8 protein-coding genes are annotated in these 11,513 nt (G+C 51.7%); all 8 read left to right on the forward strand.

The genetic code is table 11. The features are described 5' to 3' along the window. Window positions 1–6 precede the first annotated feature (6 nt). The 8 genes from ACJJIJ_RS19360 to gltB all read left to right on the forward strand — a co-directional run bounded on the left by ACJJIJ_RS19360 (window position 7) and on the right by gltB (window position 11,503). Complete coding sequence (locus ACJJIJ_RS19360; RefSeq protein WP_252084188.1) at window positions 7–1,083, forward strand: pilus assembly protein PilM; 1,077 nt, start codon at window positions 7–9, stop codon at window positions 1,081–1,083. Between the two features lies 1 nt (window position 1,084). Further along, window positions 1,085–1,675, forward strand: coding sequence for a PilN domain-containing protein (locus tag ACJJIJ_RS19365; protein WP_252084189.1), 591 nt, complete (start codon window positions 1,085–1,087; stop codon window positions 1,673–1,675). Between the two features lie 12 nt (window positions 1,676–1,687). Beyond that, window positions 1,688–2,308 carry a type IV pilus inner membrane component PilO gene (locus tag ACJJIJ_RS19370; RefSeq protein ID WP_252084190.1) on the forward strand — a complete coding sequence of 207 codons (621 nt, stop codon included), beginning with the start codon at window positions 1,688–1,690 and terminating at the stop codon, window positions 2,306–2,308. A 50-nt stretch (window positions 2,309–2,358) separates the two neighbouring features. Continuing rightward, on the forward strand, window positions 2,359–2,835 hold the full coding sequence (locus ACJJIJ_RS19375; protein WP_286037014.1) for a pilus assembly protein PilP: 477 nt from the start codon (window positions 2,359–2,361) through the stop codon (window positions 2,833–2,835). Continuing rightward, the gene (locus ACJJIJ_RS19380) at window positions 2,835–5,024 is read left to right on the forward strand and encodes a type IV pilus secretin PilQ (RefSeq protein WP_252084191.1); all 2,190 of its coding nucleotides are present in this window, start codon (window positions 2,835–2,837) and stop codon (window positions 5,022–5,024) included. The genes ACJJIJ_RS19375 and ACJJIJ_RS19380 overlap by 1 nt, the downstream gene beginning before the upstream one ends. Then, the gene (locus tag ACJJIJ_RS19385; protein ID WP_444939593.1) at window positions 5,024–5,545 is read left to right on the forward strand and encodes a shikimate kinase; all 522 of its coding nucleotides are present in this window, start codon (window positions 5,024–5,026) and stop codon (window positions 5,543–5,545) included. Before ACJJIJ_RS19380 ends, ACJJIJ_RS19385 begins: the two co-directional genes overlap by 1 nt. Before the next feature lie 79 nt (window positions 5,546–5,624). Beyond that, the gene (gene aroB / locus ACJJIJ_RS19390; protein WP_444938196.1) at window positions 5,625–6,710 is read left to right on the forward strand and encodes a 3-dehydroquinate synthase; all 1,086 of its coding nucleotides are present in this window, start codon (window positions 5,625–5,627) and stop codon (window positions 6,708–6,710) included. Between the two features lie 344 nt (window positions 6,711–7,054). Then, a complete protein-coding gene (gltB, locus tag ACJJIJ_RS19395; RefSeq protein WP_444938197.1) occupies window positions 7,055–11,503 on the forward strand; it encodes a glutamate synthase large subunit in 4,449 nt (1,482 codons plus the stop codon). Window positions 11,504–11,513: the final 10 nt, after the last annotated feature.

The raw sequence follows: 11,513 nt of genomic DNA on the forward strand, positions 1-11,513 counted from the left end.
AGAAAAATGGGGATTTTCCCTTTTCTGGATAAAGGCCCGAAGGCCATGTTGGGACTCGATATTAGCTCGACCGCAGTAAAGTTGCTGGAGCTAAGTCGCAATGGTGACAAATATCGGGTCGAAAGTTACGCCGTGGAACCCCTGCCGCCGAATGCGGTAGTGGATAAGAACATCAATGATGTTGGCGCCACGGCGGAAGCTATCCGCAAGGTAGTGCGCCGTTCCAAAACCCGACTGCGCCGTGCGGCTGTCGCCGTATCCGGCTCCGCAGTGATCACTAAGACCCTGGAAATGCCCGCTGATCTCTCCGATGAGGATCTGGAAGCGCGTATTGCCTTGGAAGCAGATCAGTACATTCCCTATCCCCTCGAAGAAGTTAGTCTCGATTTTGAGGTACAGGGGCCATCCGAAAGAGGGGATGACCAGGTGGAAGTGTTACTGGCAGCATGCCGCAGCGAAAATATCGAACAGCGGGTTTCCGCCCTCGGTGAGGCTGAGTTGGAGGCGGGTGTCGTGGATGTGGAAGCTTACGCTATTGAGCGCACTTACACTCTACTGGAAGATCAGTTTCCTCCCCAAGAGCAGTTGGTTGTTGCGGTAGTGGATATCGGTGCGACTATGAGTGCACTGTCTGTACTGGTTGATGGCAAGACAGTTTATACACGGGAGCAGCTATTCGGTGGCCGCCAGCTCACCGATGAGATTCAGCGGCGCTACGGCCTCTCCGCCGAAGAGGCCTCCCTGGCGAAGCACCAGGGTGGCAGCGGATTGCCCGATGACTATTATGCCGAGGTTCTGGAGCCGTTTCGGGATGCGGTGATTCAGCAAGTCACCCGCGCGCTGCAGTTCTTTTACTCTTCGACTTCCTATAGCGATGTGGATTACATATTGCTCAGTGGTGGTGTTGCCGCAATGGAAGGTTTGTCTGATTTGGTCGGTGAAAAACTGGGCAAACCCACAGTGATTGCCAATCCTTTTTACAAAATGGCTACCTCTTCTCGGGTAAACCAACAGATATTAGCCAAAGAGGCTCCAGGGCTGATGATCGCGGCAGGGCTCGCCATGCGGGAGAAGGAGTACTGAGATGGCCAAGATTAATCTACTCCCCTGGCGCCAGGAATATCGCGCACAAAAGCAGAAAGAGTTTCAGCAAGTATTAGTGTTGGTGATTATTGCTGCTGCGGCGTCGGTTTTTCTTTGGATGAAAACGGTTGATCGGCAAGTCGCTACCCAGAATGAGCGCAATCAGATACTGCAGGTCAAGATTAATGCTCTAGATAAACAGGTAAGTGAGATTAAGGACCTGAAAAAGCGCCGCCAGGAACTGATTGATCGAATGCGGGTGATTCAGGAGCTCCAGGGGAACCGTCCTCTAGCTGTTCGTTATTTTGATGAGCTGGTACAGGCAACTCCTGAGGGGCTTTGGCTCCTTGAACTTACCCGCAAAGGTTCTCAATTGGAGTTGTCAGGAATAGCAGAATCCAACAACCGTGTATCATCTTTTATGCGCAATTTGGACCAGTCCGACTGGTATGAATCTCCAAACTTAACGGATGTTACTGCTAGCCCTGAGTATGGGGAACAAGCGAGTGCTTTTCAGTTAACAGTAAATTTGAGTGGTCGTAAGAGTGACGATGCTAACGATAGTGATTTAACTACCACTGGCGTTGAGTAAAGGAATTATATAATGGCATTCGCAGAAACTCTTAAGCAACTCCAAGATGTAGATATTAATGACATCGACTTTTCAAGAGTTGGGGTCTGGCCGATAGCTGGTCGTATTACTCTCTTAATCATTGTTTCAGCAGTTTTGGTTTTTATTGGGTATTACCTCTGGATAGGTGATCTTTATAACAGCCTGGAACGTGCGCAGAATAAAGAGAAAGAGCTGTTTTTGCAGTTTGAAAACAAGCAATTTGAGGCTGCAAATCTTGATGCGTATCGTGAGCAACTAAGGGAGATGGAGGGCACCTTTGGCGCACTGCTAAAGCAACTACCAAAAGATACAGAAGTTCCAGGATTGTTAGAGGATATTGATGAGTATGGAAGAGGTAGCGGCCTAACGATCGAAAAAGTTGCTCTGGAAAGTGAGTTGGTTGGAGAGTTTTATGTTGAGCTGCCAATTCGTATAGAGGTTCAAGGGGGGTACCATGAATTTGGTTCTTTCGTGAGTGGTATTGCTGGAATGCCTAGGATTGTAACTCTTCATGATTTTACTATCTCAACCAACCGAGATAGTGGTGGGCTGCTTGATATGGTTATCAATGCAAAAACCTACCGCTATAAAGATCAGGAGGATGAGGAGTGACAAAAAAAACAGCCATCGTAGCTACACTTTTAGCGGTTTCTGCTTGCAGTATGAATGTAGATCAAAATGATTTACATCAAAGAATGGCCGAGGTTGAGCGGAGGCCTAAAGGTCAAATTGAGCCTATCCCAACGTTTACGCCATATAGCCCATATATTTATAGTGCCGCTGCTCAAAGGAGTCCATTTACTCGCCCTGTTTTGGAGTCTGATCAGCGATTAGTTGGTAGAAGACTTGAAATAGCACCTGATCTAAGTAGGCGTAGAGAGTTGCTTGAAAGTATTAACTTTGATGCTTTGGCAATGGTGGGCACAATTTCCCGTGATGGCCAGTTATGGGCCCTGATTGATGATGGCAATGGTGGAATTCACAGAGTAACTGTGGGGAACTACTTGGGGAAAAATCACGGGCGAGTTGTGAGCGCTACACCCACGCAACTCGATGTGTTGGAAATTATACCGGATGGTACCGGGGGCTGGATTGAGAGGCCACGTGCACTCGCGCTGGAAGAGAAGGACAACGGATAATGATTAATAAGCAGTTTGCTAAGTGTTTGGCACCGTTTCAGATTTTACTGCTCGCTGTATTGATGGTTCCTGCGGCGTTACAAGCGCAGGTGAATCAACTGAACGATATACAGTTTTCAGAGCTTCCCGGTGGCCGGGTTCAGCTGCGTTTAACTTTCACTGAGGAGCCTCCAGAGCCCACTGGATACACAATTGAGCAACCGGCTCGGATTGTGATGGATTTTGCCGGTGTTGAAAGTGTGCTACCACAAAAGAAATATTCACTGGGAATAGGTGCCGCTCGCAGCGCTGTGGTAGTTTCCAGTGAGGGGAGAACTCGCCTAATTGTTAATCTGGATCAACTGCCGGTATACACCAGTGAACGCCATGGTAGCCAGCTCGTGATGGAGATTGGTGAATCTGTAGTTGCGACGGCTTCATCTCCACAATCCCCCACCCATGACAGCGGCCTTAATCTTGGTGGAAACAAGCAGTTCAATGCCTTGGGTGCTATTGCTGTTAACGGGGTTGACTTCCGGCGCGGTGAAGAGGGCGAAGGTAAAGTCATTGTTAGCCTTTCTGATCCGGCAGTAAATATTGATGTGGAACGCACCAAAGGCAAAATCTATTTGACTTTTCTGGGCGCAGAATTGCCCGAATCTCTTCGCCAGAAGCTTGACGTAACTGACTTTGCAACCCCTGTGAATGCCATTACGGTAGACTCTGATGGCCGCAATACCGTAATAGCTGTGGATCCGACAGATGCAGATTATGATTATCTCGCTTATCAAGCCGATAATCAGTACGTGTTGAGCGTAAAACCTCTGTCCGCAGCGGAAATTCGCGAGAAGGAGAAAGAGTTTCAATTCACAGGGAAAAAGCTTTCGTTAAACTTCCAAGATATTGAAGTTCGTTCCGTGCTCCAAATTATTGCTGACTTTACTGATCTCAATCTGGTGGCAAGTGACACCGTACAGGGGCGAATCACATTACGGCTTGATGGAGTGCCTTGGGATCAGGCCTTGAATTTGATTCTTAAGGCCAAGGGCTTGGATAAGCGCCAGGAAGGTAGCGTCATTATGGTAGCTCCAGCTGCTGAGATTGCAGAAAGAGAGCGCCAGGAATTGGAGAGCCGTAGGCAATTGCAGGAGCTGGCTCCACTAAGAACTGAATATATTAGTGTGCGCTATGCTGATGCCGGAGAGCTGTTTACATTATTTTCTGGTCAGCAGACGGATGATCAAGGAAAGGGCAATTTTGCTGGGGGTAAACAAGACGCTAATCAAGCAAGTATTTTGTCAGCCCGTGGTAGTGCAATTGTAGATGAGCGAACCAATACAATTATCCTTACAGATACAGAAGAAAAAATCGCACAGTTTCGGGAACTGATAGAAGTTATAGATGTGCCTATTCGTCAGGTGATGATTGAGGCCAGGATCGTCACTGCAAATAGTGAGTTCGAGCGCGAGCTCGGTGTCCAGTGGAACTATACAGGTACTCATGATATTAACGATGACTCTGTAGTCATTGGTTCTGGAGGGCAAAATAGCGCTAGTGTTGGTGGATCTGGATTTGGACCCAGTGTCTCTTCACCGGCCAGCACCCATGATCCTTTGCTGGTGGACTTAGGTGTTGGAACACCTGCTGGGCAACTAGCTTATGCGATATTAAAGGACAATTTTTATTTGGGTTTGGAGCTGTCTGCGATGGAAGATGTGGGCATGCTTGAGATTGTATCCCAGCCCAAAGTAGTAACTGGTGATAAACAAGAGGCGAATATCCAATCGGGAGTGGAAATACCTTACTTGGAGGCTACCTCTTCTGGTGCAGCTTCTGTGACATTTCGAGAAGCCGTTCTTGAGTTAAATGTAACACCTCAGATAACTCCAGATAACAACATAATAATGACGCTTAATATCGAGCAGAATAGTGTTGGGGATTTGTTTAGTGTTAGTGCTAATACGGCTGTTCCTACAATTAATGTGAACACCCTAGCGACAAAAGTACTAGTCAGTAATGGCGAAACAATTGTTTTAGGCGGTGTGTTTGAGAGCAATGTTCTTGAGGGGGAGACTAAGGTACCCTTACTTGGAGACATTCCGTACATAGGTAACTTGTTTAAGAAAACTGTACGCACAGATGATAAACGTGAGATATTGATGTTTATCACCCCGCGTATTATCGAAAGTGAGACTTTTTTATCTAAGTGATTAACCGCTCCATCTTTTTAGTCGGCCCCATGGGGGCCGGCAAATCCACGATTGGCAGGTTGTTAGCGGCACAATTGCAGCTGCCTTTTGCTGATACCGATAAAGTCCTGGAAGAGCGCACAGGGGCAGATATCCCCTGGATATTTGATGTAGAAGGCGAAGCCGGCTTTCGTCGACGCGAGAGTGAAGTGCTCGAAGAACTTTGTCTGGGTCCCCACCAAGTTATCGGCACCGGTGGTGGCATCGTTCTACTGGAGGAAAACCGGCGGTTGCTGCAAAAGTTTGGTCATGTGATTTATTTACAGGCCGGGGTAGAGCAGTTGCTGGAACGCACTTCCAAGAACAGTAACCGCCCTCTTTTACGAGTGCCCAATCCACGCGCGCGTATTGAAGAAATTTTACAAGAACGCGCCCCTCTTTATCGCGAAGTTGCGGATGTTATCTGCGACACTGATGACCTGACCCCCAAGCAAGCATCAGCCCTGGTAGCTGTGCGCCTTATGGAAAGCCTCTCCCAATAACCCCTTTTTCACTCTGTGCTAAAGTGCGTCTCATTAACTCAATGCGCTACATATTGGCGCTAGTGGGAAGGAGAGCATTGTGCACTGTTTTAATGTGGAACTGGGGGAGCGCAGTTACCCCATTGTCATTGGGTCCAAGTTATTAGCCGACTCACAATATTTACTGCCCTATTTACGTGGGCGCCAGATCTGTGTGGTTACAAATGAGACAGTGGCTCCCCTGTATTTGTCCCGCTTACTGGATGGGCTCTCTGATTTCGATAAGGTTGATGTTGTCGAACTACCCGACGGGGAAGCCTTCAAGACTCTGGATACCGTCAATCGAATTTTTGACGCTCTATTGGAACAGCGTCACAACCGCACGACTACGCTAATTGCCCTAGGGGGTGGTGTTGTGGGAGATATGTGTGGATTTGCCGCTGCCTGTTATCAGCGCGGCGTCGATTTTATTCAGGTGCCCACTACACTCCTTGCCCAGGTGGACTCCTCTGTGGGAGGTAAGACTGGCGTCAATCACCCGCTAGGTAAAAACATGATTGGGGCTTTTTACCAGCCCCGGCTAGTACTTGCCGATATGGATACATTGACGACCCTGCCAGATCGTGAATTCTCAGCAGGCATAGCTGAAGTAATCAAGTATGGCCTGATCTGTGATGCACCATTTTTCCACTGGATAGAGACCAATATCGATGCACTCTTATCGCGAGATCCCAAGGCTTTGGCTTATGCCGTGGATCGTTGCTGTCGTGATAAGGCAGAGGTTGTGGCTAGTGATGAGCGTGAGGCAGGCCGCCGTGCCATATTAAACTTTGGTCATACCTTTGGACATGCAATTGAGACTGTGCAGGGCTACGGGCGTTGGTTGCATGGTGAGGCGGTGGCCGCAGGAATGGTGATGGCCCTGGAGCTCTCGCATTTACTGGGAGACGTGGACAGTGAATTGGTTCAGCGTGTTCGTCAGCTGCTGCAAAAAGCCCAGTTGCCGCAGCAGTCTCCCGCGGATATGTGTGTCGATGATTTTCTGCAGGCTATGCAGTTAGACAAGAAAGTGCTGGATGGCAAGTTGCGTTTGGTATTGCTGAGATCTTTGGGGGACGCAAAAGTTGTCGATGATACGCCTCAGGAAAAAGTTATAGATGCGCTAAGGAACTGTGGTGCCAGGTGACAGGGGATTCGCGAACTGCGCTTATTAGAGAGTACGATCACTTAAAACCAAGTTGACAGGAAATAAATCTGCCTTATTTTTGTTTGGTAGTTAAAAAAACTGTGAATTATTGAAAATGTAGTGGTAAGCAAGTAATATTGCGCGCCCCCCGGAAATAATGGCGGGGCAAAATAACCGCCAATAAGAACAATAAAGAAAGCCCCATTAGAGGGCTTTTTTTATCTCGGGATCTTTTACTTAGGGACCGCAGGAGAGCGTAGCGCGAGCGTTAAGCCATTTTTGCCCATATCAGGCCGCTATCGGCAGTGCCTGTGGTCCCCCAATCGATAGTGACGAGGAATTCTATGGGTAGCAGTCTGTATCAGTTGGATGAGTTTAAGGACAACTGTGGTTTTGGTCTGATCGCTCATTTACAGGGTGTGGCGAGCCATAAGTTAGTACAGACGGCCATTGAGTCCCTCACCTGTATGACCCACCGCGGCGGTATTGCCGCCGATGGTAAAACTGGCGATGGCTGTGGCTTATTGCTGCAGAAGCCCGATAAATTCCTGCGCGAGGAAGCGTTAAAGTTGTTCGGTCTGGAACTCACTGAGGCCTATGCCGTAGGTTCGGTGATGTTGCCTCTGGATGACAGAGAGGCGCAGAGCGCTCGCCAAATCTTTGAGTCTGAGCTGCAGGCGCAAGGAATGCGGATTGTTGGTTGGCGCACCGTGCCCACCAACCCCGAGTGTCTTGGCCCCATCGCCAGGGACTGCCAGCCTCGTTTCGAACAACTGCTGATTAATGATGCCGAAGAGCCACTGGGTGAAGCCCGTTTTAATGCTCGGCTGTATGTGGCCCGGCGTAAGGCCGAGTTGCAGCTGAGTGGTGATGTTTATATCGCCAGCCTATCTACTAGTGTGCTCTCCTACAAAGGACTGATGATCCCGGCGGATCTGCCAAAATTCTTCCCTGAGTTGGCGGATCCGCGCCTGGAAACCGCTATCTGTGTTTTCCACCAGCGCTTCTCTACCAATACCATGCCGCGCTGGCCTCTGGCCCAGCCTTTCCGCCTGCTGGCGCACAATGGTGAAATTAATACCATTACCGGCAACCGCAATTGGTCGGTGGCGCGCACCAACAAATTTGTTACCGAGCTGATTCCCGAGCTGAATGCGCTGGTACCGCTGGTGAACCGCGAGGGCTCCGACTCCTCCAGTTTGGATAATATGCTGGAGATGCTGTTGGCGGGTGGTATGGAGCTACACCGTGCGGTGCGTATGCTGGTGCCGCCGGCCTGGCAAAATGTTGAGGGCATGGATGCAGACCTGCGCGCTTTCTATGAATACATCTCCATGCATATGGAGCCCTGGGATGGCCCCGCCGGCTTGGTGATGACCGATGGCCGTCACGCGGTATGTACTCTCGACCGCAACGGCCTGCGCCCGTCCCGCTGGGTGATTACCAAAGACGATATTATTACCGTGGCTTCGGAAGTCGGTGTTTATAACTATGCACCGGAAGATGTAGTAGCTAAAGGGCGTCTCGGGCCCGGGCAGATGCTTTCTGTGGATACCCAGGAAGGCAAGCTGTACCACACTGCCGATATCGACAATATGCTCAAGCGCGCCCAGCCTTATAAACGCTGGCTGAAAGAGAAGGCGCGCCGTATTCGCTCCACCTTAGTGACTGCGCCGGTTGACAATAATTTTTCCCACCAACAGTTTAAGGTCTACCAGAAACTGTTCAGTTCCTCTCTGGAGGAGCGCGATAAGGTAGTGCGTCCGATGGCGGAAGCCGGCCAGGAAGCGGTGGGTTCCATGGGCGACGATACGCCGATGGCGGTGCTGTCCCGCTACAACCGCTCGCTCTACGATTACTTCCGCCAGCAGTTTGCCCAAGTGACCAATCCGCCTATTGACCCGCTGCGGGAAACGGTGGTGATGTCCCTGGAAACCTGCTTGGGCCGTGAAAAATCCGTGTTTGAGGAGACGCCAGAGCACGCCGACCGTGTGATTCTGTCCTCGCCGGTGCTCTCCCATATGAAATACACCGCGTTACTGTCGCTGGATCGCCCCGGTTTCGACGCGGAAATTTTCGACCTGAACTACGATCCGGCAAATCTGGATCTTCATAGTGCAATTGAACGTCTGTGTGCCAAGGTAGAGGCTTCTGTTCGTGCCGGCACTGTGATTGTGGTGCTGTCCGACCGCGATATTCGCCAGGGCCATCTGCCCATAGATGCGCTGCTCGCCACCGGTGCCGTGCACCATCATTTGGTGCATGCGGGCCTGCGCTGTGATTCCAATGTGGTGGTGGATACCGCCAGTGCACGGGATGCGCACCAGCTCGCCTGCTTGGTGGGTGTGGGAGCGACGGCAGTACATCCCTATTTCTCCTACAGCATTATTAATCACCTGATCGACAGGGGAGAGCTGCTGCTGGATGCGGCAGAAGCGCAGAAGAATTACCGCAACGGCATCATCAAGGGCCTGTTAAAAATCCTGTCAAAAATGGGTATCTCCACGGTAGCCTCTTACCGCGGTGCGCTGTTGTTTGAGTTGGTCGGTCTTTCCAAAGAGGTGGTGGACCTGTGTTTCCCCGGTGCACCCACTCGTATCGAAGGCGCCGGCTTTGCCGAGTTGCAGGCAGATATGGCCGCGCGTGCGGATATCGCCTGGAAAGCGCGTAAGCCGGTGTCCCCCGGGGGCCTGCACAAATATGTGCATGGCACCGAATACCATACTTTTAACCCGGATGTGGTGACGGCCCTGCGCCGAGCGGCCAGTACTGGGGATTACTCCGCTTGGCGTGATTACTCGGAACTGGTCAACCAGCGCCCAGTGGCAACCTTGCGGGATATGCTGGCCTTCAAGGAAAACCTCGAGCCTGTGCCATTGGAGGAAGTGGAGCCGGTCGAGCAGATTGTGCGTCGCTTTGACTCCGCTGCTATGTCCCTGGGAGCTCTGTCTCCCGAGGCGCACGAATCTCTGGCTCAGGCCATGAACCGCCTGGGTGGACGCTCCAACAGCGGAGAGGGCGGTGAAGATCCGGCCCGTTTTGGCACCGACAAAGTCTCCAAAATCAAACAGATCGCCTCCGGCCGTTTCGGCGTGACGCCGCACTATCTGGTCAATGCCGAAGTGCTGCAGATCAAGGTGGCTCAGGGCGCTAAGCCCGGTGAGGGTGGTCAGTTGCCCGGCGGCAAGGTGAATGACCTGATTGCTCGGCTGCGCTACTCGGTGCCCGGTGTCACCCTGATTTCACCGCCACCGCACCACGATATCTACTCCATTGAGGATCTGGCCCAGCTGATCTACGACCTCAAACAGGTTAACCCGGATGCACTGGTATCCGTAAAGCTGGTGTCCCGTCCAGGAGTTGGCACTATCGCCGCTGGCGTGGCTAAGGCTTATGCGGATTTAATTACCATTTCCGGCTATGACGGCGGTACTGCAGCGAGCCCGATCACCTCTATTCGCTATGCTGGTTCACCTTGGGAATTGGGCCTGGCGGAAACACACCAGACCCTACGAGCCAATGACTTGCGCGGCAAAGTTCGGGTGCAGACGGATGGGGGCCTTAAAACTGGCTTGGATGTAGTCAAGGCGGCGATTCTCGGTGCGGAGAGCTTCGGCTTTGGTACTGCGCCAATGGTGGCGATTGGCTGTAAATACCTGCGTATCTGTCACCTGAATAACTGTGCCACGGGTATCGCGACCCAGCGCAAGAACTTGCGCGATGCGCACTATATCGGCACCGCAGAAATGGCGATGAACTTCTTCCGCTTTGTTGCCGAGGAAACCCGCGAATGGATGGCGAGCATTGGTGTGCGCACCATGGAAGAGCTGGTCGGCCGTGTAGACCTACTTCGCATCATTGAAGGAGAAACCGACAAGCAGAAGAAACTGGATCTGTCGCCGCTGTTGCATACCGATGCACTACTCGATAGCAAACCGCAAACCTGCCAGCAGGCCACAAATGAGCCCTGGGATAAGGGCGAGTTGGCCGAGCGCATGGTGGAAGAAATTCTACCCGCCATTGAGAACCTGACTGGTGGTGAATTCAGCTTTGAGGTGACCAACTGCGATCGCTCTCTGGGGGCGCGTCTTTCTGGCGAGATCGCCAAGCGCCACGGCAACCAGGGCATGGTGGAGGCGCCAATAAAACTCAACCTCAATGGAGTTGCCGGGCAGTCTTTCGGCGTATGGAACGCCGGAGGGCTGGAGATGTATCTCGAAGGGGATGCCAACGATTATGTCGGTAAGGGCATGGCCGGCGGCAAGCTGGTAATTCGACCGCCTGAGGGTAGTGAGTTTGCTTCCCAAGACACCAGCATCGTCGGTAATACCTGCCTGTACGGTGCTACTGGCGGTAAGTTATTTGCCGCTGGCCGCGCCGGCGAGCGCTTTGCTGTGCGCAATTCCGGCGCCTTCGCCGTAGTGGAAGGGGCCGGCGATCATTGCTGTGAATACATGACCGGTGGAATGGTCGCGGTGCTAGGGCGCACCGGCTACAACTTTGGCGCCGGTATGACCGGTGGTTTTGCCTATGTGCTGGATCTGGAGCGCGATTTCTTCGACCGCTGCAACCACGAGCTGATTGAGCTGCGCCGTATCAGTAGTGAAATTCTCGAGCCGCACCAGAGTCATCTGCGCGAAGTGATCGAAGCCTATGTCGCGGAGACCGGCAGCGCCTGGGGTGAAGAGCTGCTGGATAACTTCGACGATTACCTGAGCCGATTCTGGCTGGTGAAACCCAAGGCAGCCAGCCTTGCGGATCTTCTTTCTGACGTGCGCAAGCGCGGCGAATAAGGCTGGGGTG

It is taken from the genome of Microbulbifer mixtoriginis (SeqCode), from assembly GCF_052467945.1.

Excerpts from the sequence above, each read along its gene's own strand:
- ACJJIJ_RS19375 (WP_286037014.1), top strand. The coding sequence starts at position 2,359 with ATGAATGTAGATCAAAATGATTTACATCAAAGAATGGCCGAGGTTGAG.
- gltB (WP_444938197.1), top strand. The coding sequence starts at position 7,055 with ATGGGTAGCAGTCTGTATCAGTTGGATGAGTTTAAGGACAACTGTGGT.
- ACJJIJ_RS19370 (WP_252084190.1), top strand. The coding sequence starts at position 1,688 with ATGGCATTCGCAGAAACTCTTAAGCAACTCCAAGATGTAGATATTAAT.
- ACJJIJ_RS19380 (WP_252084191.1), top strand. The coding sequence starts at position 2,835 with ATGATTAATAAGCAGTTTGCTAAGTGTTTGGCACCGTTTCAGATTTTA.
- ACJJIJ_RS19365 (WP_252084189.1), top strand. The coding sequence starts at position 1,085 with ATGGCCAAGATTAATCTACTCCCCTGGCGCCAGGAATATCGCGCACAA.
- ACJJIJ_RS19360 (WP_252084188.1), top strand. The coding sequence starts at position 7 with ATGGGGATTTTCCCTTTTCTGGATAAAGGCCCGAAGGCCATGTTGGGA.